Annotated in this window: 25 protein-coding genes; 16 read left to right on the top strand and 9 right to left on the bottom strand. The window is 71.1% G+C overall.

The features are described from left to right. Window positions 1–11: 11 nt before the first annotated feature. A complete protein-coding gene (locus AAC944_RS35210) occupies window positions 12–1,631 on the top strand; it encodes an AMP-binding protein (protein WP_030613863.1) in 1,620 nt (539 codons plus the stop codon). 208 nt (window positions 1,632–1,839) lie between these two features. Beyond that, window positions 1,840–3,075 carry an acyl-CoA dehydrogenase family protein gene (locus tag AAC944_RS35205; RefSeq protein WP_030613861.1) on the top strand — a complete coding sequence of 412 codons (1,236 nt, stop codon included), beginning with the start codon at window positions 1,840–1,842 and terminating at the stop codon, window positions 3,073–3,075. Window positions 3,076–3,157: 82 nt separating this feature from the next. Here AAC944_RS35205 and AAC944_RS35200 read toward each other — a convergent pair whose 3' ends face one another. Beyond that, window positions 3,158–4,030, bottom strand: a complete 873-nt coding sequence (locus AAC944_RS35200; RefSeq protein ID WP_030613859.1) for an AraC family transcriptional regulator — start codon at window positions 4,028–4,030, stop codon at window positions 3,158–3,160. A gap of 248 nt (window positions 4,031–4,278) precedes the next feature. Here AAC944_RS35200 and AAC944_RS35195 point away from each other — a divergent pair, with 248 nt between their 5' ends. Together AAC944_RS35195 and AAC944_RS35190 are read left to right on the top strand one after the other, a co-directional pair. After that, a complete protein-coding gene (locus AAC944_RS35195; protein WP_030613856.1) occupies window positions 4,279–4,848 on the top strand; it encodes a TetR/AcrR family transcriptional regulator in 570 nt (189 codons plus the stop codon). A 110-nt stretch (window positions 4,849–4,958) separates the two neighbouring features. Beyond that, complete coding sequence (locus AAC944_RS35190) at window positions 4,959–6,290, top strand: GDSL-type esterase/lipase family protein (protein WP_078888527.1); 1,332 nt, start codon at window positions 4,959–4,961, stop codon at window positions 6,288–6,290. Window positions 6,291–6,296: 6 nt separating this feature from the next. Here AAC944_RS35190 and AAC944_RS35185 read toward each other — a convergent pair whose 3' ends face one another. Continuing rightward, entirely contained in the window at window positions 6,297–6,821 is a 525-nt protein-coding gene (locus AAC944_RS35185) for a ribonuclease FAU-1 family protein (RefSeq protein ID WP_030613850.1), read from the bottom strand. 234 nt (window positions 6,822–7,055) lie between these two features. Between AAC944_RS35185 and AAC944_RS35180 the strand changes: the two genes are divergently transcribed. Together AAC944_RS35180 and AAC944_RS35175 are read left to right on the top strand one after the other, a co-directional pair. Further along, window positions 7,056–8,624: an SDR family oxidoreductase gene (locus AAC944_RS35180; protein WP_030613847.1), complete on the top strand. Its 1,569-nt coding sequence runs from the start codon at window positions 7,056–7,058 to the stop codon at window positions 8,622–8,624. Between the two features lie 77 nt (window positions 8,625–8,701). Then, window positions 8,702–9,319, top strand: coding sequence for a GNAT family N-acetyltransferase (locus AAC944_RS35175; protein ID WP_030613844.1), 618 nt, complete (start codon window positions 8,702–8,704; stop codon window positions 9,317–9,319). A 66-nt stretch (window positions 9,320–9,385) separates the two neighbouring features. On the opposite strand, the gene AAC944_RS35170 is transcribed toward AAC944_RS35175, so the two are convergent. Beyond that, on the bottom strand, window positions 9,386–9,745 hold the full coding sequence (locus AAC944_RS35170) for a MerR family transcriptional regulator (RefSeq protein ID WP_030613841.1): 360 nt from the start codon (window positions 9,743–9,745) through the stop codon (window positions 9,386–9,388). A gap of 90 nt (window positions 9,746–9,835) precedes the next feature. On the opposite strand from AAC944_RS35170, the gene AAC944_RS35165 reads away from it, so the two are divergent. Then, entirely contained in the window at window positions 9,836–10,654 is an 819-nt protein-coding gene (locus AAC944_RS35165) for an alpha/beta fold hydrolase (protein WP_051871719.1), read from the top strand. 100 nt (window positions 10,655–10,754) lie between these two features. Here the strand turns inward: AAC944_RS35165 and AAC944_RS35160 are convergent, their stop codons facing one another. Continuing rightward, window positions 10,755–11,918 (bottom strand): MFS transporter, encoded by a 1,164-nt coding sequence (locus tag AAC944_RS35160; protein ID WP_030613835.1) that lies wholly within the window; start codon window positions 11,916–11,918, stop codon window positions 10,755–10,757. 88 nt (window positions 11,919–12,006) lie between these two features. Here AAC944_RS35160 and AAC944_RS35155 point away from each other — a divergent pair, with 88 nt between their 5' ends. After that, window positions 12,007–12,459: a MarR family winged helix-turn-helix transcriptional regulator gene (locus AAC944_RS35155; RefSeq protein ID WP_037772055.1), complete on the top strand. Its 453-nt coding sequence runs from the start codon at window positions 12,007–12,009 to the stop codon at window positions 12,457–12,459. On the opposite strand, the gene AAC944_RS35150 is transcribed toward AAC944_RS35155, so the two are convergent. Further along, window positions 12,408–13,340, bottom strand: a complete 933-nt coding sequence (locus AAC944_RS35150) for a LysR family transcriptional regulator (RefSeq protein WP_051871698.1) — start codon at window positions 13,338–13,340, stop codon at window positions 12,408–12,410. The genes AAC944_RS35155 and AAC944_RS35150 overlap by 52 nt on opposite strands. A 154-nt stretch (window positions 13,341–13,494) precedes the next feature. On the opposite strand from AAC944_RS35150, the gene AAC944_RS35145 reads away from it, so the two are divergent. From AAC944_RS35145 to AAC944_RS35125, 5 genes are all read left to right on the top strand, one after another. Next, window positions 13,495–14,499 carry a zinc-binding dehydrogenase gene (locus tag AAC944_RS35145; protein WP_030613824.1) on the top strand — a complete coding sequence of 335 codons (1,005 nt, stop codon included), beginning with the start codon at window positions 13,495–13,497 and terminating at the stop codon, window positions 14,497–14,499. Between the two features lie 62 nt (window positions 14,500–14,561). Next, entirely contained in the window at window positions 14,562–14,912 is a 351-nt protein-coding gene (locus AAC944_RS35140) for a hypothetical protein (protein WP_030613821.1), read from the top strand. 289 nt (window positions 14,913–15,201) lie between these two features. Then, window positions 15,202–15,759, top strand: coding sequence for a GNAT family N-acetyltransferase (locus AAC944_RS35135; RefSeq protein ID WP_030613803.1), 558 nt, complete (start codon window positions 15,202–15,204; stop codon window positions 15,757–15,759). A gap of 269 nt (window positions 15,760–16,028) precedes the next feature. Next, window positions 16,029–16,847 carry a hypothetical protein gene (locus tag AAC944_RS35130; RefSeq protein ID WP_030613800.1) on the top strand — a complete coding sequence of 273 codons (819 nt, stop codon included), beginning with the start codon at window positions 16,029–16,031 and terminating at the stop codon, window positions 16,845–16,847. 311 nt (window positions 16,848–17,158) lie between these two features. Next, window positions 17,159–17,467, top strand: coding sequence for a phosphotransferase (locus AAC944_RS35125; RefSeq protein WP_368396660.1), 309 nt, complete (start codon window positions 17,159–17,161; stop codon window positions 17,465–17,467). Between the two features lie 27 nt (window positions 17,468–17,494). Here the strand turns inward: AAC944_RS35125 and AAC944_RS35120 are convergent, their stop codons facing one another. Then, window positions 17,495–19,132 (bottom strand): APC family permease, encoded by a 1,638-nt coding sequence (locus AAC944_RS35120; RefSeq protein ID WP_078888525.1) that lies wholly within the window; start codon window positions 19,130–19,132, stop codon window positions 17,495–17,497. A gap of 162 nt (window positions 19,133–19,294) precedes the next feature. Between AAC944_RS35120 and AAC944_RS35115 the strand changes: the two genes are divergently transcribed. After that, window positions 19,295–19,693, top strand: a complete 399-nt coding sequence (locus AAC944_RS35115) for a VOC family protein (RefSeq protein ID WP_030613794.1) — start codon at window positions 19,295–19,297, stop codon at window positions 19,691–19,693. Here the strand turns inward: AAC944_RS35115 and AAC944_RS35110 are convergent. Next, window positions 19,675–20,007, bottom strand: a complete 333-nt coding sequence (locus AAC944_RS35110) for a hypothetical protein (RefSeq protein ID WP_196942971.1) — start codon at window positions 20,005–20,007, stop codon at window positions 19,675–19,677. The genes AAC944_RS35115 and AAC944_RS35110 overlap by 19 nt on opposite strands. Before the next feature lie 27 nt (window positions 20,008–20,034). After that, window positions 20,035–20,856, bottom strand: a complete 822-nt coding sequence (locus AAC944_RS35105; RefSeq protein WP_037772052.1) for a glutamine amidotransferase-related protein — start codon at window positions 20,854–20,856, stop codon at window positions 20,035–20,037. A gap of 76 nt (window positions 20,857–20,932) precedes the next feature. Between AAC944_RS35105 and AAC944_RS35100 the strand changes: the two genes are divergently transcribed. After that, complete coding sequence (locus tag AAC944_RS35100; RefSeq protein WP_051871717.1) at window positions 20,933–21,871, top strand: LysR family transcriptional regulator; 939 nt, start codon at window positions 20,933–20,935, stop codon at window positions 21,869–21,871. Window positions 21,872–21,931: 60 nt separating this feature from the next. Here the strand turns inward: AAC944_RS35100 and AAC944_RS35095 are convergent, their stop codons facing one another. Then, window positions 21,932–22,387: a MerR family transcriptional regulator gene (locus AAC944_RS35095; protein ID WP_030613780.1), complete on the bottom strand. Its 456-nt coding sequence runs from the start codon at window positions 22,385–22,387 to the stop codon at window positions 21,932–21,934. A gap of 178 nt (window positions 22,388–22,565) precedes the next feature. Here AAC944_RS35095 and AAC944_RS35090 point away from each other — a divergent pair, with 178 nt between their 5' ends. Beyond that, window positions 22,566–23,801 carry an MFS transporter gene (locus AAC944_RS35090; RefSeq protein ID WP_051871696.1) on the top strand — a complete coding sequence of 412 codons (1,236 nt, stop codon included), beginning with the start codon at window positions 22,566–22,568 and terminating at the stop codon, window positions 23,799–23,801. The last annotated feature ends 8 nt before the right edge of the window (window positions 23,802–23,809 follow it).

Raw genomic sequence — 23,809 nt, 5'->3', positions numbered from 1 at the left:
GGAGATCGCTGATGAACCTCGGCACCTACCTCACCCGAAGCGCCCGTTACTGGCCCGACGCCACCGCCCTCGTCTGCGGCGACCGCTCCTGGACGTACGAAGAGCTGGACGCCTCCACCGATCGGCTCGCCTCCGCGCTGATCGCACGCGGTCTCCGCCCCGGCGACGCGGTCGCCTCACTGGCGTGGAACCGGGGCGAGCTGGTCGAGGTCGAGTTCGCCCTCTACAAGGCCGGACTGATCCGCGCTCCGATCAACGCCCGTCTCGGGCGAAGCGAGATCGAGCACATCCTGCGCTACGCGCCCGTACGAGTCCTCGTGTTCGACGCGGCACACCGCGAGGACGCACTCGCCGCCATCGCGGCCGCGGGCACCGGCTGCCTGCCGGTGCTGCTGGACGAAACCACGGCTGACGGTGCGTTGCATACCGCCGTCACCGCATACGGGACCCTGCTCGCCGAAGCGGCCCCCTACCCGGCCGGCTCTGAGGCCGCACAGGGCACTGAGGGCGTGGCAGCCGCCGAGGCCGTCGATGTCGCGGAGGACTCCCCCTGCGTGCTGAACTTCACCTCCGGCTCGACCGGCGCCCTCAAGGCGGCGGTGCAGACCGTCGGCAACCGTCTGGCGAACATGCGCAAGTTGCTGATGAGTGACGAATCGCGCCCGCGGCCCGGTACGCGCTATCTGGCCTGCGGCCCGATCACACACGCCACGGGCATGTCCCTGCTGGCCGGTGTGTTCGGCGGATCGACGACGTACGTCCTGCCGTCCTGGAGCGCCGAGGCGTTCCTGGACACGGTGGAGAAGGAACGCATCACCACCACGTTCCTGGTGCCGGCCATGCTCAACATGGTGCTCGCCCACCCGGACGCCGCCGACCGGGACCTGTCCAGTCTCACCAGCGTGCGCGTGGGCGGAGCCCCCATTTCACCCCAACGGCTGCGGGACGCCGTGGAGTTCTTCGGCCCGGTCGTAGCACAGGGCTACGGGCTCGGGGAAACCACCAGCGTCGTGGCGGGCCTGAGCAGTCAGGAGATCGCGCATGCGGTGGCGCACGACCCCGAACTGCTGCAGTCCTGCGGGCGAGCCACGTACGACACCGAGATACGCGTGGTCGACGAGTCCGGCCGGCCGCTGCCGCCCCGTGAGGTCGGCGAGGTCATCGTACGCGGTCCCGACTGCGTGCGTGAGTACTGGCAGGAGCCGGAGCTGTCGGCGCAGACGTTCCGCAACGGCTGGGTCCACACCGGCGATCTCACCTGGATGCGCGAGGACGGCTACCTGTTCCTCGTCGACCGCAAGAAGGACATGATCATTTCCGGTGGGTTCAACATCTACTGCACCGAGGTCGAAGCCGCCCTGTACGAGCATCCCGGCGTCGAGGAGGTCTGCGTCATCGGCGTGCCCGACGAGAAGTGGGGTGAGGCCGTCAAGGCCGTCATCGTGCCCCGGCCCGGCAGCGCCCTGACCGCGGACGAGATCACCGCCTTCTGCGCCGAACGCCTCGACCGCTTCAAGAAGCCCAGGACCGTGGATTTCGTCGGCGAACTGCCCCACAACCGCAACGGCAAGCTCGACCGCAAGGCCGTCCGCGAACCGTTCTGGGCGGCCACCGCCCGCCGGGTGAACTGACCCACCACCCGCCGGGTGAACCGACCCGCCGAACGCCGGGTGAACCGACCCGCCGAACGCCGGGTGAACCGACCCGCCGAACGCCGTCTGACCGGGCCTCGCGCACCCACACCACACACGCGCGCGGGAAACCAGAACCACACTCCGCCGCTGTCTCGCCCTCCCCGCCCCTGCCTCGCCCCGCCCCGCCCACCAAGGAACCACCTCCATGACCTTCTCCCTGCGCCCCTCCTACGACGACCCACAGGTGGCCGCCCTCGTCGACCGGCTGCGCGACTACCTCGACGGCGAACTGGCCGACTACGAGCGCGAGCGCGGCATCACCCACGAAAGCCGCCTCACCCGCTCCGACCTCGAACCGGTCTGGCAGCGCAGCCGCGAACTGGGCTTCTACGGCATCCACCTGCCCGAGGAGTACGGCGGGCAGAACCTCTCCTACACCGCACTGGCCGCCCTCAAGGAAGAAATCGGTGCCGGGGGACGCGTGCTCGGCCACAGCGTGCTGGGCGACATGGGCGGACCGCTGCGTGCCGGGGACATCCTCCGGCACGCCACCGTGTACCAACTGGACGAGTACTTGCTGCCGTTGGTACGCGGCGAGCGCGCGTGCTGCTTCTCACTGACCGAGACCGACGCCGGCTCCGACGTACGCTCCATGCGCACCACGGCCGTCCGCGACGGCGACGGCTACCGTCTCACCGGGCACAAGGTCTTCAGCTCGGCGGGCCCCTTCGCGGACTTCGCCATCGTGGTGGCGCGGATGGCCGGCCAAGCAGGCGAGGAGGAAGTCGGTGGCGGTACCGCGACCGACGAGAAGGCGGGGGGCAAACCGTCCTTCTCCGCCTTCCTCGTCGACCTCGACAGTCCTGGATGCCGCGTCGTGGACGGTGCCACCCCCATGTCCGGCGAGCACATCGAGAGCGACATCGTCCTCGACAACTGCCACGTCCCGGCCCGGAACCTGCTCGGCGCGGAGGGCGAAGGCATGCGGATCGCGCTCGGCCGCGTCACCACCAACCGGCTCCTGCACTGCCCCACCGTCATCGGCGCCACCCGCCGCGCCCTCGCCCTCACACTCGACCGCACCCGCCACCGTCCGGTCGCCGGGGGCCGGCCGCTGCTGACACTGCAGGCCATTCAGCACAAGGTCGCCGACATGGCCACCGACCTCTACGCCGCCCGCGCCATGACCTACACCGCACTCGCCGCCCTCGACCAGGGCAACGACGTACGTACCGAGGCGTTCATGTGCAAGCTCTTCGTCGCCGAGGCCGCCTTCCGCATCCTCGACCAGGCCGTACAGATACACGGCAAGGAAGGTCTCACTCAGGGCAACGAGATCGAGTTCCTCTTCCGCAAGATCCGCATGTTCCGCGTCCTGACCGGCACCTCGGAAATCCAGCGCAATGGCATCGCCCACGGTCTCGCCGCCATGACGCCATAACATGACCGTCGCGTCCGCATCCCCGTCCGCCTGCCCATCCCTGTCCGCCTGCCCATCCCCGTCCGCCGCATCCCGGGGCCGCTCACACCTCGGTGCGCTCCACGGGAATCCACAGCTCGGCGTCCGCCTCGGTCGCGTCCTGCGAGAGGCGCGTACGCAGAATCTCGGGTCCCGGTCTGCTCCGGTACGGATTGGACGGGAACCACTCCGTGAACACGTCCCGCCACAGGTACTGGAGCGCCTGCGGGAACGGTCCGGAGCTCTCGAAGACCGCCCAGGTGCCCGCCGGAACGGTGAGTGCGTCAAGCCCCTCGGGCACGGCGGCTCCGGTCACCACGCCGTGGTAGTAGTCGAGTTCGGTGCCCTCCGCGCGGCTCGGGTCGAGGTTGTCGCTCACCCCGACGATCCCCTCCGGCTCCTGGTCCGACAGCGCGGCGACACTCCGTATCGTCTCCTTGTCGATGCTGCGGATGAAGTCCGCGATCGCCGGGTTCACCCCCTCGTGGACGAGGGGAACCCGGATCTTCTTCCCGACCACACGGAACTCCGGCTTCGCCACGACCCGGTACCGCATATCGCTACTCCCTTCCACGATGAGACGGAAGGACATCCGCGGCTGGGAGCGCAGCGTCGCACCGGCCTGCTCCCGCCGGGCCTCACCCGGTCCCACACCGTGCATGGATCGGAAGGCACGTGCGAACGCCTCCCCCGAGCCGTAGCCGTACCGCATGGCGATCTCCAGCAGCGTGCGCTCTCCGGCGAGCACCTCGGCACCCGCGACGGTGAGCCGCCTCCGCCGGATGTACTCCGACAGCGAGATCCCCGCCAGCGCGGAGAACAGCCGACGGAAGTGGTACTCCGACGTCACCGCGATCCGCGCCAGCTCGGCCACCTCGATCCGCTGATCGAGATGCGACTCGATGTGTTCCAGGGCCTCGTTCAGCCGCTCCAGCACCTCGGTCTCGCCTCCTTCCCTTACGTCCCTCACGGTAGGAACGCCGCCCGTGGTCGGACCCGACATCTCGTGCCCGGTTCGGTCAGGTCCTACAGTGATCGTAGCTAAACAACATAGCTACTTGCCTAATACTTTTAGGGAGGTGCATAATCGCTATCGGTACCGGTGCTGGTGCCGGCACCGGTACCAGCACCAGAGCCGATGTCGGTGTCGGTGTCGGTATGGCATTGCTGGATGAGAGGGCGGCTATGGTGCGTGCAGGACTGACCACGGAACGCCTGGCCCGGGCGGGTGCGGAACTGGCCGACGAGGTCGGCTTCGACCAGGTGACCGTCTCGGCGGTCGCCAGGCGGTTCGACGTCAAGGTCGCGAGTCTGTACTCGCATGTGAAGAACTCCCAGGACCTCAAGACCAAGATCGCTCTGCTCGCCCTGGAAGAGCTCGCCGACCGGGCCTCCGACGCGCTGGCCGGGCGGGCCGGCAAGGACGCGCTGATCGCCTTGGCCAATGTCTACCGCGACTACGCCCGGGAGCACCCCGGGCGCTATGCCGCGGCCCAGCTGAGGCTCGACCCGGCGACGGCCGCGGCCAGTGCCGGCGGACGGCATGCGCAGATGACGCGGGCGATCCTGCGCGGCTACGACCTGACGGAACCGGACCAGACGCACGCGGTACGACTGCTGGGCAGCGTCTTCCACGGCTACGTCACCCTGGAGCTGGGCGGCGGGTTCGATCACAGCGCTCCCGACTCGCAGGAGACCTGGACGCGCGTCCTGGACGGCCTCGACGCCCTGCTCCGCAACTGGCCGGCGGCCTGAAACAGGCCCCACACCCAGCACGCCAGTTCCCCGGTCCGGCCGCACCGCGTCCCCAGTAACCGGAACACGTCGATCAGTAAGCCGAACACATCGATCAACAGGTTGAGGCAATGCACTTCAAGGACCACTCCGAGGGCCACTCCGGGGACCATTCCAGGGACCACTCCGAGGGCCACGAGAATCACTCCGAGGGCCACTCCGAGAACAACTGGATCACCACACCCGTCACCGCTGACTTCCTGCGCGGCGCCATCGATGTGGAGCGCACCGAGCACGGCGTACTGCCGCACCGGCTGCCCGCCTGGGCCCGTGCCCAGAACACCGACGGGCAGTTGGCCATGGCCGAGACCCAGCCCTCGGGCGTACGGCTCGCCTTCCGTACCAGGGCCACCACCATCGAACTGGACGCGCTGCCCACCAAGCGGGCCTACGTGGGTGTCCCGGCCCGGCCCGACGGTGTGTACGAACTGCTCGTGGACGGCCGACCGGCCGGACGGGCCGGCGTGGCGGGCGGCAACATCCTGACCATCGACATGTCGGCCGGAACCGCGGAGACGAGGCCGGGGCCGGCCGGCAGCCTCCGCTTCGCCGGCCTGTCCGACGGCGCCAAGGACGTCGAGATCTGGCTGCCGCACAACGAGACCACCGAACTCATCGCGCTCCGCACCGACGCCCCCGTCGAGCCGGCGACGGACCGGGTGCGCAAGGTGTGGCTGCACCACGGCAGCTCGATCAGCCATGGCTCCGACGCCGCCGGCCCCACCACCACCTGGCCCGCACTCGCGGCGTCCCTCGGCGGTGTGGAACTGATCAACCTCGGGCTGGCCGGCAGCGCCATGCTCGACCCGTTCACGGCCCGCACGCTCCGGGACACCGCCGCCGACCTGATCAGCATCAAGATCGGCATCAACCTCGTCAACGCCGACGTGATGCGTCTGCGCGCCTTCGGCCCTGCCGTACACGGCTTCCTCGACACCGTCCGCGAAGGCCACCCCACCACACCGCTGCTGGTCGTCTCGCCCCTCCTGTGCCCCATCCACGAGGACACACCCGGCCCCAGCGTCCCGGACTTCAGCTCCGTCAGCGACGGGCGGCTGCGGTTCCGGGCGATGGGGGACCCGGCGGAGCGGGCGAGCGGGAAGCTGACCCTGGGCGTCATCCGGGACGAGCTGGCCCGGATCGTCGCGCAACGGGCGGCCGACGATCCGCACCTGTACTACCTCGACGGCCGTGACCTCTACGGTGCGGCCGACTTCGCCGAGCTGCCACTGCCCGACGACCTGCACCCGGACGCCGCCACGCACCGCCGCATCGGCGAACGCTTCGCCAAGCTCGCCTTCAGCGGCGACGGCGCGTTCGCGGACCGGAACCGAGGCCAGGACCAGGACCGGGACCAGGACCGGGACCAGGACCGGGACCGGAGCCGGACGTCCGCATCATGAGGCGCATCATGAGGCGCGGCGGTTGAGTACGGGACGGTTGAGTACGGGCAAGTTACCCGTACGGGCCAGTGTCTCCAGCTCGTCCAGCGCGCGGCGGGCCGCGGCCGCCGCGGCGGGATCGCGTTCCTCGATGCCGCTCGCCGCGAATTCGTCCTCGTCGAGGCGGAGTACGGTCGCACCGTCCGCCGACAGCCACAGGTCGAGGTCCAGGTCCTCGACCACGATGCCGTCCGGCCCGACGTGGGCGGGGCGGGTCACATCGCAGTACCAGCCCTTCACCGCACCCTCGCCGGTCCGCACCTCCTTGACGGCGTACCAGCGGTCGCGCCAGTAGTGCTCGGTGAAGACGTCTCCCGGCTCGAACCGTACGAAGCCGAAGTCCCTGACCCCCGCTCCTGCCCACGGCGCGCGCACGACGACACGCGTACCGTCATCGCTCACCACGGTGGCGGGGTAGCGCACCTTGGTCCGCTCCCCCTTCACCAGCCTGACCGACACTTCCCCGCCCACAGTCAACGTTCCGCCGCTCATAGTGCCTCCGCGCATGGTGCCTTCGTTCCGCCGCACAATCACACTCCGGCCGCAGTCTCTCCCGGAGACGGACCGGCGGACAGTGATTTCCGGGAGTGCCGGATAACGGGCCGCCCGTCGTGGCATCGCGCACGACCACCCCTCCACGGCCATAATCGGGCGGGGGTGAAGGCGAACGACCGGGCGGGTACGCAGGCGACGGGCGAGTCCGTGGTCCGTGGAAGGGAGACGGCCGTGCACGCGGGCGGAACGCAGGACACCGGTGGGCTGCGCTGCCTGGTGACCGGGGCCAGCGGGTACATCGGCGGGCGGCTCGTCCCCGAGCTGCTGGAAGCCGGTCATCAGGTGCGGTGCCTGGCCCGTACCCCGGGCAAGCTGCGCGACCACCCCTGGGCGCCCGACGCCGAGGTGGTCAAGGGCGATGTCACCGACCCGGCGTCGGTCGCCGCGGCGATGGAGGGCGTCGATGTCGCCTACTACCTGGTCCACTCGCTCGGCACCGGCTCCGAGTTCGAGGAGAAGGACCGGCGCGCGGCGCAGATCTTCGCGGAGCAGGCGCACACCGCTGGGATCCGGCGCATCGTCTACCTGGGCGGCCTGACGCCGCACGGTGTCCCGGAACACGAGCTGTCCCGGCATCTGCGCTCCCGCGCCCAGGTGGGCCGGATCTTCCTCGACGCACCGGTGCCCGCCACGGTGCTGCGGGCCGCGGTGATCATCGGGTCGGGGTCCGCCTCCTTCGAGATGCTGCGGTACCTGACCGAGCGGCTGCCGGCGATGGTCACCCCGAGCTGGGTGCGTACCCGCATCCAGCCGATCGGCGTCCGTGACGTGCTGCGCTACCTGGTGGGCTCGGCCCGGATGCCGGCCGAGGTGAACCGTACGTTCGACATCGGCGGCCCGGACGTCGTCACGTACCGGGAGATGATGCGCCGGTACGCCGCCGTGGCGAAACTGCGCCGCCGGCTGATCGTGCCCGTACCCATGCTCACTCCGCGCCTGTCCAGCCTGTGGGTCGGCATCGTCACCCCTGTGCCCGCCTCGATCGCGCGCCCGCTCACCGAGTCGCTGCGCCATGAGGTGGTGTGCCACGAGCACGACATCGCTCAGTACGTTCCGGACGTTCCCGATGGTCCTCCGGACGTTTCCGATGGTCCAGGGCAGCCGCTGCCGTTGCCGCTGCCACTGCCGTTCGACGAGGCGCTGGCGCTCGCGCTGCGGCGCGTGCGGGAGGCACAGGTCGTCACCCGCTGGTCGTCGGCCGCGGTGCCCGGCGCGCCGAGCGATCCGCTGCCCACCGACCCCGAGTGGGCGGGCGGCAGCCTCTACAAGGACGAGCGACAACTGGCCGTGGACGCACCGCGCGAAGCGCTGTGGCGGGTGATCGAGAGCATCGGCGGTGACAACGGCTGGTATTCCTTCCCCCTCGCCTGGGCGGTACGGGGATGGCTGGACCGTTTCGTCGGCGGCGTCGGCCTGCGGCGCGGGCGCCGCGACGCCGAACGGCTGCGTGCCGGTGACTCCCTCGACTTCTGGCGGGTGGAGGAGATCGAACCGGGACATCTGCTGCGCCTGCGCGCCGAAATGCGCCTCCCGGGGCTGGCCTGGCTGGAGATGTACGCCGAGGAGGGCGGCGACGGCCGTACGCGTTACCGGCAGCGCGCCCTGTTCCACCCCCGCGGCCTCTCCGGCCATGCGTACTGGTGGAGCGTGGCCCCCTTCCACTCCATCGTCTTCGGCGGCATGGCCCGCAACATCACCCAGGCCGCGGCCAAGGGCATGGGCGCTCGTAAAAAGGCGTGAGTGCGCGCGGAGGATGTAGTCGTCGCCTCTCGTGAGCAGGCCGCCCGCCGTTCGGTGAAGATCGCCAGGGGTGCAGAATGGGCCGCGTGCCGATGACGAACACGCCGGAGACGGCAACGATCGACGACGCCCGACCGGTCAGCCGTAGCCTGGCCCGCGCCTTCGTCGACGACCCGATGATGTGCTGGTTCTTCCTCGACGACTCCTCTCGCGAGGAGCAGTTGGGCCGTTACTTCACCACGCTCTTCACCCGGCAGTACGTGCGCCACGGCGTGTGCGAGCGCACCGGTGCGGCGGCCGCTTTCTGGGTTCCGCCGGAGGGGCAGGCGAATGCCGTACCTGACGCGGAGACCGTGCAGGAGCTGCAGGACATCCTCGGCGAGCGGGCGCTGCTGTTCCGTGACGCCGTCGAGACGGCGGCCGAACACACGCCGACGGAGCCGCACTGGTACCTGGCAGTGATCGGTGCCGACCCGGCCGCCCGGGGCCGGGGGCACGGGGCCGCCCTGCTGCGCTCGGGGCTGGCCAAGGCCGATGCGGCGGGACTGCCCGTCGCTCTGGAGTCTTCCACACCGGCCAATCTCCCCTTCTACGAACACTTCGGCTTCACCGTGCGCGAGGAGTTCCCACTGCCGGGAGGCGGTCCGGTGCTGTGGGCCATGCGGCGCGAGCCCCACACCCCGGCCGGCGCCTGAGCACCAGCCGGCGGGCCGCTGACACAGCCGGCCGGTCCCGTCAGAGCCGACGGGACCGGCCGTGTTTCACCGGGACGTCGGTACCGCGTCGAGGATCGTGTCGAGCATGGCGCGGGACTCCTGGAGGCTTTCGATCTGGCGTGTGATGCGGTCGCGTTCCTCGTCCAACTGGCCGATGAGGGTGGGGCAGGTCGGTACGAGACGGTCGTCGTGTTCCGTGATGCAGGGCAGTACCTGGGCGATGACCGAGGTGGGCAGGCCGGCGGCGAGCAGGCAGCGGATGCGGCGTACGGTCCCGACGTCCGCTTCGGCGTATTCCCGGTACCCACTGGGCAGCCGCCGGGGCGCCAGCAGGCCTTGCTGCTCGTAGTAGCGCAGCAGCCGTTCATGGACGCCGGTGCGGCGCACCATCTCCTTCATCTTCACCGGAAGGTGCCTCTCTCGCCGCGGCTGCGCTCTCCACACCGAGCCGGGAACTTGACTCTGACACTGATGTCGGAGTTTAGCGTCCTGGGCATGGCTTCTGAGCACGCAGTTATCGACCAAGTCATTGACCAGGACCTTGATGTGTACGTGCAGGGCGACGGGCCCGCCCTGTTGCTCGCCCACGGTGCGGGCGGTGGGATCGAAGGCAACTTCGGGCTCGTTCTGGACGATCTCGCCCGTGACCACACTCTCATCGGCCCCCACTACCCCGGGGCCGGCCGTTCCCCTGTCGCGACCGCACCGCTGGACCTGGACGATCTCGCCGACCGGCTGGTGGCCGCAGCGGTCTCGCGTGGGCACGAGAGGTTCGCCGTACTCGGTGAGTCGTTGGGCACCACGGTGGCCGTCCGGGCGGCGACCCGGCATCCGCACCGGGTGACCGCTCTCGTCCTCACCGCCGGGTTCCCTGTCGCCGATCCCGTACTGGCCTTCGCAGCCCAGTTGGTGAAAACACTCTGGACCGCGGGCGAACGGGAGGCCCTCGCGCGGTTCGCGTTCCTGGCGTGCGCTGCGGAGAGCCAACTCCAGGGGCTCTCCCCTGAGGATGTCGACGCCGCAGCCGCACAGGTGCTGGCCGCGATGCCGCCGGGGATGCGGGACCACTTCGACCTGGTGTCCCGCGTCGACGTACGTGCCGACCTGCCCCAGGTGCAGGCGCCCACCCTCGTGGTCGCGCCGCTCGGGGACCGGCTGGTGCTGCCCGGCAGTTCGCGGCGGCTGGCCGACGGGATTCCGGACGCCAGGCTCGTGGAGCTGCCGGGCGCGGGCCACATCCTGGCCGCCGAGGACCGGGTGACGTGGCTGCGGCACACGCGGGAACTCCTCGCCACTGTCGCGTCCCGCGGGTAGAAGGGCCATGCCCGGCCCCGGGAGGCGACGGCGGGTCCGGGCCCGCGGTCGCCTCCCGGGCAATCGGTGGTACGGCATCGGCGCGCGGCCTCGAACGGCCTCACGCGGGGGACGGTTCCTTGCGGCGGTCGCGTCGCAGGGAGTGGAGCGCGATGGCGAGGCCCGTCAGGGTGAGGGCCGCGCCGACGAGGGGAAGCGTGTGCACCCCGCCCGGTGCGGTGTCAATGACGCGGCCGCCGAGCCAGCCGGCGAACGCGGCGGCGACCTGGAAGGCGGAGGCGTTGACCGCTATGGCGAGCGTCGGTGCCGAGGTGGCCGTCGAGAGGACACGCGTCTGCATGCCGGGGGTGATCGCGAACGCCAGGGCGCCGACGGCGAAGGTCAGTACCGCCGCGAAGAACCGTACGTCGCCGGCCAGCCAGAACAGTGCCAAGCCGGCTGCCAGTGCGGCGAGCAGCCCGGCCAGCGACGGCATCAGGGCACGGTCCGAGAGCCAGCCGCCGAAGAAGTTACCGGCGACCGCGCCGACGCCGTAGACCAGGAGCAGCACGGGGATCGCGGCGTCGGCGAACCCGCTGACGTCGGTGAGCAAGGGTGCGATGAAGGTGAAGACGGCGACGACCCCGACGTTGCCCAACACGGTGAGGGCGATGGCGAGTTGGACGTCGCGCTGGGTGAACACCCGCAGTTCGCCGAGGACCGGTCCGGTGGCGGTGGCGGGCTGCGCGGGTACGAAGCGCCGGACGAGCAGCAGGGCGGCGGCGCTGCCGGCGGCGATGGCCAGGAAGGGCGCCCGCCAGTCGAAGTGCTGACCGATGAAGGTGCCGATCGGTGTGCCGAGGATCATTCCCAGGTTCATGCCCAGGGTCAGCTTCGCGACCATCGATGCCGCTCTGCCCGCGGCGGCCATGGTCACCGCGGTGGTGATGGCGACCGCGAAGAACGTCGCCACGACCAGGCCCGCGAGGAACCGCGACACGAGGAGGAGCGAGTAGTCCGGTGCGACGGACGACCCGAGGTTGCCGATGACCGAGACGACGATCAGGCCGAGCAGCAGTGGCTTGCGGGCGAACCGGGCGGTCAGCGCGGTCACGACCGGGCCGCCGACGATCATGCCGGCGGCGTAGGCGGTCACCAGCAGACCCGCCTCGGATATCGACACCGACAGGTCGGCGGCCACCTCCGGCAGGATGCCGGCGATCACGAACTCCCCCGTGGTGAAGCTGAAGACCACCAGCATGAGGGACACAACGGAAAGCGGCATGACGCACCCCCCAGTTGCATTTGATTCCAGCTCGAATAATGAAGGCTAGAACTACCATGACTCGAAGCACGGCCGCTACACTGGGCGCGTGACCAGCCAGCCGCACCGGACCAGCCGGCCGAACCGTCCGACAGACGTCCAGCTCGACCGCGACGTGTGCAAGCTGGTCCACCAGTTCGCACAGCGACTCGACACCCACGTCCGCCGCGTCGCCGGGAATTTGGACATCACGGCCACCCAGGTCGTCGCCCTCCGGGAACTGACCGAGCCGATCACCGCGCGCGAACTGGCCAACCGGATGGTCTGCGAGCCGTCCAACGTGACGTTCGTCCTCGACCGGCTGGAGCAGCAGGGCCTGCTGCGGCGCGAGCCGCACCCCTCGGACCGGCGCGCGAAGCAGATCGTCCTCACACCGGCGGGGCAGCGCTACCGGGAAGAGATCCTGCGACGGCTCAGCGACCACTCGCCGCTGGCCTCACTCACCGCGCCTCAGCAGGACACGTTGCGCGAGCTGCTCCGTACGCTCGTCACGCAGTCCTGAAACACCGGCGAGGACACCGCCGACCGGAGTTCGCGGATCATCGCCCGTACCGCCGCCGTCCCGGCGAGCTCGGGCGTGGTCACATAGCCGACGCCCCGGCGGGGCGGATGCGGTGCGAGGGAGGTGAGGGCGACCTCGGCGGGCGCGCCGGCCAGGGTCATCATGGGCATGATCGACATCCCCATGCCGCGCGCGATCATCGACAGCACCACGGTGTCGTCCTCGACCCGGATCGTGGCCGGCGGTATCCAGTCCTGCCCGGCCCACCACTCGCGGGTGTAGGAACCGCAGTTCTCGTCCCAGTCGATCAGCGGCAGCGTCCGGGGATCGGCGTCCGGGCGGCCCACCGGATGCGCCAGCGCGTACGGCTCCTCGAAGAGGCGGGCGCCGGAGAGGCCGAGCGGCGGGCCCGACGTGTCCAGAGTGGCGAGGCCCAGGTCGGCTCGCCCGTCGGCGACCTCGCCGGCCGTTCCCCGGCCGATCTCCCGTACGATCCGCACCTCGGGGGCGAGCCCGGGGTGGCGGGCCGCCAGTTTCTCCAGCACCGCGGGCAGCAGGTGGGCCGCCGCGCTGCGGAACGCCGCGATGCGCAGCGGGCCGGTGACTTCCCCGTCCCGCGTACCGCGCACCTCCTCCCCCATCGCCTCCATCAGCCGCACGATCCGCCGGGCGTAGGCGACCGCCCGCGTACCGGCGGCGGTGGCGCGGGCGCCGTGGCGGCCACGGTCGAAGAGGACGGCGCCGACCTTGCGCTCGCAGGTCCGTACGGCGTGGGAGACGGCGGACTGGGTCATGCCCAGGCTCGCGGCCGCGGCGGTGAAGCCGCCCGCACGATCGACGGCGATCAGGATGCGCAGCTCGTGCGGCGCGAGGTCGCTCATGCCGGGAGTATTCCATGAACAGCTTTCATGGAAGGTGTCGTTCCATCGATGCCGCCCCCTGCCGGGCGCGGCCACGGCTCCTTACGGTGAGCGCACCGCGGCCGATGACCACACATCCCGGTCCCTGCCGCTCCCCACCCACTCAGGAGTACGCGTGACCGGCACGACAGCCCGCTTCGTCCACCAGGTCTCCCGCCCCGACGGCTTCCCCATGCGGGAGGACTTCGCCTTCGTCGAGGAGCCCGTGCCCGCCCCCGCCCCCGGCGAGGCCCTGGTGGAGAACCTCTACCTCTCCGTCGACCCCTACATGCGAGAGCTCATGGACGGCGGCTGGGACCTGCACACGCCCCTGGAAGGCCGCTCCGTAGGACGCGTGGCCGTCTCCCGCGCCCCGGGTCTGGAGGAGGGCGCTCTCGTCTTCCACCGCCGGGGATGGCGTACCCATGCGCTGGTGACGCCGGGTGACGTACGCGTCCTGCCCAGCCACCGAGGCGTCCCCGCCCACACCTACCTGGGCCTTCTGGGCGGTACGGGCCTGACCGCCTACGTCGCGCTGACTCGTACGGTGCGGCTGCAGCCGGGCGAGAGCGTGTTCATCTCCGCGGCGGCGGGCGGGGTGGGCAGCGCGGCGGGCCAACTCGCCCGGCTGATGGGCGCGGGCCGGGTCATCGGCAGCGCCGGCTCGCCCGCCAAGGTCCGGCGGCTGACCGAGGAGTGGGGGTTCGACGCGGCCTTCGACTACCACGACGGGCCGGTCGGGGACCTGCTGGGCAAGGCCGCCCCGGACGGCATCGACGTCTACCTCGACAACGTCGGCGGCGATCACCTCGAAGGCGCCATCCAGGGGCTCCGTGAGTTCGGGCGGATAGCCTGGATCGGCGCGATCGCCCAGTACCACAACAGTGCCCAGCCGCCCGCCGCGCCGCGCAACCTCTACGACATCGTCGAGAAGAGCCTCCGCCTGGAGGGTGTCCTGGTACGCAACCACCGTGACGCACAAGGCGAGTTGGAGGAGTTCCTCGTACCGCACCTGCGGTCGGGACGCGTTGCGGACGTCCAGACCATGTCCCACGGCTTCGACAGCGTGGTGGATGCGTTCCTCGGCATGCTGGGCGGCGCCAACACGGGGAAGATGCTGGTGCGGGTGGCCGCGGAGTAGTGGAGCGGGGCAGGGCGCAGGGACTCTCCCGGCCTTCGCGCGGAACGGCTTGGAGTGGTCCGATGCCACTCGTCGAAGTCACCTACGCGCCGCACGTCCCTGAAGCAACGCTCCGCGAACTCGGCGCCGTACTGCCGCACCTGGTGTCCGTGGCGGTGGAGTGCCCGGAGGAGCCGTACGACGGCGACTTGCGGCCGGGCGATGTGGAGATCCGGTTCCGGCAGCTGGGGCCGCTGGACCGCAGTGGGCTGGACGTGGTGGTCGAGGTGCGGTCGAAGTGGTTCGAGAGCAGGGCCGCCGACCGCCAGCAGCGCACGGACCAGTTGCACGAGGGCATCGAAGCCGCGACAGGGCTCCGCGACTTCGGTGTCTATCTCTCGCTTCCCGTGGCCGCGTGGTCGCAGGGTGACTGAGGCGTCCGGGTACGGCGGATGCGCACTCGCGCCTTCATGCCGTCACTGTCCCCCCGCGCCGCCTGCGTCGACCTCGTACCGCTGACCGGTGCGGCAACGGCCCCACCGGCCGCCGGTATGCCCGGTGCGCCCGCCGGGAGCCGGGTGCCGGCGCCGAGGAGCGCCGGCTGCGCCAGGGCAACGCCCGCGCGAAGCTCTGGTGAGCACAGTGTCCGTGTGATCGCCGTGTGTCGCCGTATGTCGTCGTGCGAGGATTCGGCGAGCGTACGCGACCACTGCGGAGGGTGAGATGTTCGCGATTTCCCTGGGTGACGGAGCCGAGTTGCGGCCGCTGGAGCCGTGGCAGGCGGAAGAGTTCCTCGCCCATATGGACCGCGGTCGCGCATTCATCGGTCAGCACGTCGGGCTCCCGGACGCCGTGACCGACCTCGACTCCGCCCGGCGCTGGCTCCAGTCGTACGCCGACAAGGCCGCGGCCGACACCGGCCGGCTGTACGGCATCCGGCTCGACGGGCTGCTCGTCGGCGGCGTCCTCTTCCGGGTGTTCGACACCAACACCGGTACGTGCGAGGCCGGCTGCTGGCTGGAACCGGACGCCGCCGGGCGCGGACTGGTCACCCGCGCGGCACGCGTCATCATCGACTGGGCGGTCCGGGAGCGCGGGATGTACCGCGTGGAGTGGCACGTGTCCGCCGCGAACACACCGAGCATCAACGTGGCCAGGCGGCTCGGCATGAGCCGCGACGGAGTCCTGCGCGCGAACGACACCTACCGGGGAATGCGGCAGGACACCGAGGTGTGGTCGGTGCTGGCCCCCGAGTGGTGTGCCGCGTCCGGCTCCCGCTAGGGGACGTTGTCGGTGGGGCCGGTGCAGTTGGTGCCGTGCCACCGCTCGTAGGTGTGGGCGGCGTCGCACATTTTTCCGCCCGTACCGGTCGATGGTGGCCCGATCGTTTCCCTTCCAGGACACGTTCCGCGACGAGCGTGCCTCGGTCAGTGCATCGATGCGTAGTCTCTCGGGAACTCGCCATCGTTACACAACACCACGGCAGCCCCGTAGGCTGCTTGCAGCACCATCGCGAAATGGCCATGGTGGCCGGAAAGAAAGGCAGCGTCATGACTTCTACCGTCAGCACGCCGGGCAGCATCGAGAACACCACGGCTCTCCTGGAGGAGGAACTCCCCCGCCTGGAAGCACAGCAGCAGACACTGGAGCAGGAACTGGCGGCCGTCACCACGCGGTTGGACTCCGTGCGCACCGCACTGCAGGCCCTCCAGGCCCTGTCGTCCACCGGGGCCGTGCAGGCGCCGGCGTCGGCCACGGCCGGTACGGCAGCTGAGGACACGCCTGCGCCAGCGCCCCGCGAGGAGCCCGCCGCGGCCCCTCGTAAGGAGACCGAAGCGGCCGGTGAGCAGCCGGCGGAGCCCGCGGAGCCGACCGCTTCGCAGGCGGCGGAGGAGAAGGCCGCCCCCGCGACTCCCACCGTGCCGAAGGCGCGCAAGGCTCCCGGCAGCACCAGCCGGAAGAAGGCCGCGAAGGCACCGGCCGGGCAGGAGCGCAAGCGCCGTGCCGCCGGGAAGACCACGGCGGCTCAGCCCACCAAGGCCGCCGCGAAGGCCAAGGCGAAGGACACCGACACCACCGACGCCAAGGCCGCCGACGCGAAGACCGCCGACGCCAAGGCCGAGGGCAAGGCGAAGAAGAAGACGGCGGGCGCCTCGGCCAAGGACAACGGCGGGCTCACCGAGCAGGTCGTCAGCGCCCTCGCCGAGAGCGGCAGCAACCCCGTTCGCGCCCGGGACGTCGCCCAGGCCGTGGGCCGCGCCGACACCCCCGCCGCGATCAACGCCGTACGCAGCACCCTGGACCGCCTCGTCGCCACCTCCCGGGCCCAGCGCGCCGGCCGGGGCCTCTACAAGGCGGCCGGTAACTGAGTTCGCCCGGGAGGCACCTCTGAGGTCGCTTGTCACCGAACGCGCGGATCACACTGAACCGCGCGTTCAGGCATGAGCCGAAGGAGGTGTGACGGTCGCGCACGTGCCGGTGCGTGGCCTGCCGTCCGGGCTGCCGTCCGGGCTGTCGTCCGGGGAGGCGAAACTCCGTTGTCGCGCGGCGAGTGTGCGGCTTACGGTCCTGCTCATGCCGCCTCCGGTGGAAACAGATGAACAGTGGGACGCGGTGGTTCCGGACGAGACGGTGATGCGGGCCGGAGCGGCGGACCTCTGCGCACGCCTCGGACCGGCCGGTGCACTGCACCACTGGCGCGGACCGCACACCGCAGGCCGACCGTGACCGGCGCGTCGCGGAGATCGGCGAGGTCCTCGCCGTGCTTCCACTCCCTCGATGCGGCTCCTCCCCTCCGCGCCGTTCCCTGTTGCACACCGAGGTCATGCGGGAGCACTTTCTGGTCGATCCCGACGGATGGCGCCTGACCGGACTTCTCGACTTCGAACCGGCCATGATCGGTGACCGCGCGTACGGTTCGTCGGCTCGGCCTTCGAACCGGCCGTACTGCTCGCGTACACACTGCTGCACGTGTACCGCAACCTCCTGAGTGAGTGCTGTGCCTGAGCCAGTGCTGTCACCGCACGGCGCGGGAGGCCACCAGCTGGCGGACGCCCGAGCGGACCGCCCAGAAGAAGACGGTGGCGGCCACGGCGGCGACGGCGAGGGAGTCGTACGGGGCGGGGAGCAGCGCCGAGCCCTCGAAGGTGCCGAGCCAGGAGAGCACCGTCAGCGCGGCGAGGTAGGTGACCAGCCAGGCGCCGGAGCGGAGTTCGGTGGTGAGCGGGCGGTGGTGCGGCCCGGTGTCCTCGCTCCCCCGCACTCCCGTGCGGTGCATGGCCAGGAAGATGAGCAGACCGCCGAGTACCAGTGGCAGTGCCAGGCGGAGGTCGCCCCACCCCGACCAGTAGATGAACTCGGTGGCCACGACGAAGCTGAGCGGGGCGATCCAGCGCAGCCCGGGGACCCAGCCCGCGGCCCGGCCGCCCGGTTCGGCCCGGAAGACGGCGACGGCGACGGCGGACGCGGCGTAGATCAGCAGGTACATGTCCCCCATGACGCTGACGATGTCCTGCCAGCCGCCGAACGGCAGCAGGAACACCATGATGACGACCAGGTTGGCCGCCAGGGCGCGGCGTGGCACACCGAACCGCTTGTTGACCTTCATGAAGTACCGGGGGATGGTGCCGTTCTTGGCGAGCGCGTAGGTGTGCCGGGCGTCGAGCGCCACGCCCACGTAGGCCGAGCCGCCGGGTGAGAGCACCGCGTCGGCGTAGAGGAGGCTGGACAGCCAGTGCAGGTTGAGGATCAGGGCGAGCTGGCCGAACGGTGAGTCGAAGGACACCCCCTGCCAGCCGTCCCCGAGCAGCCGTTCGGGGACGGTGAAGAGGAAGGCCACTTGGAGGACCAGGTACATCAGGACGGCCAGGCCGATGCCGGTGAGTACCGCGGCGGGGATGGTGCGGCGCGGGTTGCGGGTCTCGCCCGAGAAGTCCAGCGGGGCCTGGAAGCCGTTGACGGAGTAGACGATGCCGCCGCCGGCCAGCGCGGTCAGGCAGGCGACGTAGCCGTACGGTGCGAAGCCGCCGTGGCCGGTGAGACGGCCTTCGTGCCAGCCGGAGGCGATCAGCGCGATGACGGTGACGACCGGCACGGCGATCTTGAACACCGAGACGAGGGTGTTGAGCCGGGCGAACAGGCGGACGGCGAACCAGTTCCCCGCCGTCAGCAGGACGCTGAGCCCGCCGGCCAGGGCCAGGCCGGAGAGGGTGAGGGTGTGGCCGTTGTAGATGCCCGGGAGGTAGTGCGCGGCGTACTGCATGATGGCGCTGATCTCGGCCGCGGTGCCGCCGACGGAGAGGAGCACCGACCAGCCGATGAGGGTGCCGACGAGGCGCCCGCCGGCGAACAGCGGCCAGCGCACCGTGCCGCCGCCCTCCGGCTGCGACGCGCCGAGCTCGATCATGACCAGTGCGACCAGTCCGCACAGCAGCCCGGCCAGCACCCAGGACAGCAGGGCCGCCGGGCCGGCCGTCTGTGCCGCGTACATCGCGGCGAACAGCCAGCCGGAGCCGACGATGTTGGAGAAGCCGATGCCGGTCAGCCCCCAGAAGCCCAGGTCGCGCCGTAGGCGGCGCTCCTGCGCCTGGACGCCCGTCGCGTCCTCCGCTGCGGCCCCGCCGGCTCCGCCCGCGGGAACCTGATGCCCCGTCACGCCCCTGGCCTCCTTGATCCGCACTGCTCGTGCGCCGGACCCTACTCGACACACGCCGAAGCGGAAGCATCCACTCCGACGCGCTGGCGCAGTAACGGCCCGGCAGACACGCGGGAGATCGCGGGGTGGCTACGGGCGCACCCGGGTTCGTACCCTCGGCTCATGCTCAGACTTGGATTCCCGGTCATCGGCGTGGTGGACCTGCCCCGCGCCGTGGAGTTCTGGACGTCGGCGCTGGACCTGGTGCCGACCGAGGAATGGGCGAGCGACACCTGGCGCACGCTGAACCACGCCGACGGGTCCGGCCACGCACTGGCACTGATGCGCAGCGAATCACCCGCCGAGCCCTACCCCCGGCTCCACCTCGACCTGTTCGTGGACACCGCCGCCGAGCAGAAGGCCGAGGTCGAAAGACTCATCGGGCTGGGAGCGACCAGGGTGGCCTGGGACCGGTACCCGCCCGATCCCGACTTCGTCGTCCTCGCCGATCCGGACGGCAACGCCTTCTGCGTCGTCGACCTGAGCAACGCGCCGAGCGGCGGTCACCTGCCGGACGAGTAGCCGGCCCGGCCGACGAAGGCAAGGGCGAGCGCCGCCGTGAGGAGTACCGCCGACAGCGTGGCCGAGGTGAAGAACGCCGCGGTGACCCACGAGGCGTTCGCTCCGGTGACCGTGCCGTCCTCGGCCACGCACGCCTTCTCCGGCGGGAAGCTCTGCGTGTGCAGGTCGGCGCAGAAGTTCTGCAGGTCCTCGTTCACCACGTTCGCGTTGAACCAGCACAGGGCCCAGGTGAGGAGGAAGAGGGCGAGCGCGATGGCGAACGCGCCCCACGGCCACATCGGACGCTCGCCCGGTAACGGCTGTATGTTCGGCATGGACGGGGAGCGTACAGGGTGGTCCCCTCACACCGGCTTCGTGGCCGCGTGGTCCACGGCCGCCGCGGCCAGCGCGCGGATGACCGGGTGCGGACGGGTACCGTCGCCCGCGAGTTCGGGCTGGAAGAGGGTGGCGAGGAAAAAGGGGTGTCCGGGAAGCTCGGCCATCCGCACTTCGCTCGTCCCGGCGCCTTTCCCCCGTCCGCCGCTCTCGTCGACACCACTCTCGTCGACATCGCTCTCGTCGACACCGCTCTCGTCGACACCGCTTACGTCGACGCCGCTTACGTCGACGCCGCTGAAGCGGAGGCCGTGCGCGCGGAGCGCGTCGAGGTAGGACGGGCTGGGCCCGTACGAGCAGCTGTACCGTTCGACGGTGCGCTCGGCCCCCAGGACGCGCTCGGCCAGCGATCCCGCCGCCACCTGGACCGCACCTTCGTGGCCCCGCAGGGAACAGGTCAGGGGGACGATCAGCAGGTCGTCGGCCTCGGGGTGGTTCTCCGCATGGCTGACGCCGGCGAGTCCGCAGACGTTCCGCGCGAATTCCAGCAGTGCGTGTTGGAAGCCGCCGCAGGTGCCCAGGAAAGGTATCCCCTGTTCACGTGCGGTGCGGACCGCCGCCAGCGCGCCGGCTTCACTGCGGTACGGGCTGCCGGGCACCAGCCAGACGGCGTCGAATCCGGCGAGCGCTTCGGTGGCTTCCGCGTCCGGGGTGGGGATCCAGTACGCGTCCAGGACGAGTTGGTCGCGCCGGGCCAGCGCGTCGAGGAGTGCGGGGATGCGGGTGTGGGCCAGGACACCGGCCGAGCGGTCACCCACCAGCGCGATGCGAGGTGTCGAAAAGGGCATGGCGACATCCTGGCCCAGGAGCCGAGTTCAGCACCAACGATGATCTCTGGTTCTTCCATCAGGAATACTGATGGCCATGGACCCGCACCTGCTCCGTACGTTCGTGACCGTTGCCCGCTGCGGGTCCTTCTCCGCGGCGGCCCGCGAGCTGGGGTACACCCAGTCGGCGGTCTCGCAGCACATCGCCGCGCTGGAGAGCGACCTCGGGGCGGTGCTGCTGGGGCGGCGGCCGGTCGCTCCGACCGGTGCCGGTGTCCGGTTGCTGGAGCACGCCGGGCCGTTGCTGCTGCGGCTGGACGCCGCCCGCGCGGACATCGCGCGGCTGACCGCCGCCCCCGCCGCCCGCATCGTCGTCGGTGTCTCGCCGCTCGCCATGACGTCGCGGCTCACCGAAGCACTGGCGACCGTGCGCCGACGGCACCCGCTGCTGGAGGTGACGGTGCGGGTGCTCGGCCGCGAGGCCGTCACCCGTGACGTGGCGACCGGGAGTGCGGACCTCGGCCTGGTCGACGGTGCGGCCGCGCCCAACGACCCACTGTTCCTCGCCGATGTCGGCCCGCTCGCGGCGGAGGTGGTCGCCGAAGAACCGTTGGCCGTCGCGCTGACCACGCGGCATCCGCTGGCCGGCCGCGACGGGCTGCGGCTGGCCGATCTCGCCGAGGCACGGTGGATCGACGCGCCCGACACCGCCGTGCCGCTCACACGGTTGCGCACCGCGAGCGGAACCGACGGCTACCGCGCGTCCCTGCGCTACGACGGTACGGACGTACGCGGGCTCCTGGACCTCACCGCCGGCGGACACGGTCTCGCGTTGCTGCCCCGGTCGGCGCTCGACGGCGTACCCGGCATCCGTGCGGTGCCGTTGTCGGTACCGCGCCTCCGCCACCGTGTGGAGGTCCTGCACAACGACGCGCCGGAAGGACCCGCCGCACTCCTCGCGACGGCCCTCCCCGCCGCGCTCACGCCGGCCGGCCAGGCCGGCCGAGCCGAAGCGCGCGGCGGGGAAGCGGGCTGATGACTCATACGGCCTCGGCGGGTACTGGCACGCGCGGGGTGCTCGGGGCGACCTCCAGAGTCAGGCCTCGTCCGTCGGGGGCGGGAGGAAGTCGTCGACGAAGTCCTCGCCGGCGAGTGCCGCGTCCACGCGGGAGCTGACGTACGCGCCGGTCAGCGGGCACTCCAGCGCATGGTCGGTGCGGCAGCCCAGCATGTGTTCCAGTACGGCGGCGGCCCGGGTGAGGCTGCGGATGCGGGCGAGCATGATGTCGCGCTGGGCGCTGATCATGGTGCTGCGGTCCGCCACACTGTCGCTCCCGACGACGGCGGCGGTGTCGGCCACCGACATCAGGCCGTCCTCGCGCCAGAGCTGTACGTAGGCGAGCCGTTCCAGGGCCGCCCGGTCGTAGTACCGCACGCGGCCGCGCCGCTCGGTGGAGTGCACCAGCCCGCACTCCTCGTAGTACCGCAGCGCGGAAACCGACAGGCCGAAAGCCTTTGCGACTTCGCTGATCGACCACGGTCCGGCGGACATCACCGCTCCCTTCGTCCGGTTGCCTTCACGGCTTGCGCTCACAGGCTGCACTCACAGCCTGCGCTCACAGCTTGCACTCAAGTGCGCTTGAGCGTGAACACTGAACCTTCGCCGGCTGCCGGCTGCCGGCTGCTGCTGAGTCGCTTCCGCCATCGCTCTCGTCGCTCAAGGGGTGCCCATGGCTGTTCCCTCCACCTCCTCCGCCGCCTCCTCCGCCGCCACCTCCTCCGCCGCCTCCTCAGTCACCGCGCAGTCCGGCGTACGTACCTCCGGCGTGCTGCTCGTGGTCGGCTTCGTGCTGCTCAGCCTCAATACGCGGGTCGCCTTCGGGCAGGTCGGCCCGCTCGCACCGGTCGCCGGGTTCAGCAGCGGAACCGTCACACTGCTCGGGCTGCTGCCACCCCTGTGCATGGGAGTCTTCGCCCCGCTCGGCGCGTGCGCCCGCCGGCGGTACGGAGCGGAGCGCGGGCTGTTGTGGGCGAGTGTCGTGCTGGTGGCCGGAGCGGCGCTGCGGATGGCGGGGCTGCCGGGGCTGATCGCCGGTACGGTCCTGGTCAGCGCCGCCACCGCCGTGGTGAACGTCCTGGTACCGGTGTGGGTGCACGCACGGTTCTCGCCTCGGCGCGTCGGCACGATGATGGGCGTCTACGCGCTGTCGATGGGCATCGGTTCGGCGGTGGTCGCCGCGCTCGTGGCACCGGTCGCGCAGGCCAGTGGCGCCTGGCAGCCGGCGATCGGGCTCGCCGTCGTACCCGCGCTGCTCGCGCTGGCCGGTATCGCCCCGCAGGCGCTGCGGCGTGCCCCCCGGCCCGCCCCCACGGCCGCGGCCCCCGGCGGCTCTCCGCGGCGGCCCGTCGCCCGCACCGCGCTCGGCTGGAGCCTGACGGCCTTCTTCGGCCTGCAGACGCTGATGTTCTACACGACCCTCGCCTGGCTCCCGTCCGTCCTGGTGGCGGCGGGCGTGAGCCGGACGGCCGCCGGAACCCACCAGGCCGTCTTCATCCTCGGCATCGCGGCGGGCGGATTCGCCGCCCCGGCGCTGGCCGCCCGCCGCGCGGACCAGCGGCCGCACATCGCCGGGGCCATCGCCGTGCCGCTCGCGGGTTTCGCCGGGTTGCTGCTGGCCCCGGTCGCCGCTCCCGCCCTGTGGGCGGCCGTCCTCGGTGTCGGGCTGGGCGCGGCGCAGTCCCTCGCCGGCGTGCTCTACGTACGCCGGGGCGTCGACCAGCAGCACGTCACCGCGCTCTCGGCCATGGCGCAGACCTGTGGGTACCTCGTGGCGGCCACCGGTCCCGCGCTCGCCGCCTGGCTGCACACCGCAACCGGCTCCTGGCAGGCGCTGCTCAGCGCGTTCCTCGGCGTACTGCTGCTGAACGCCGTGCTGAGCATGCGGGCCGGGCACGACCCCCTCTGAGCGGCGTG

The sequence above is a fragment of the Streptomyces sclerotialus genome, assembly GCF_040907265.1.
GTDB lineage: Bacteria > Actinomycetota > Actinomycetes > Streptomycetales > Streptomycetaceae > Streptomyces > Streptomyces sclerotialus.
Note: the sequence above shows the minus strand (reverse complement) of the source record. Positions and strands in the feature narration are given on the sequence as shown.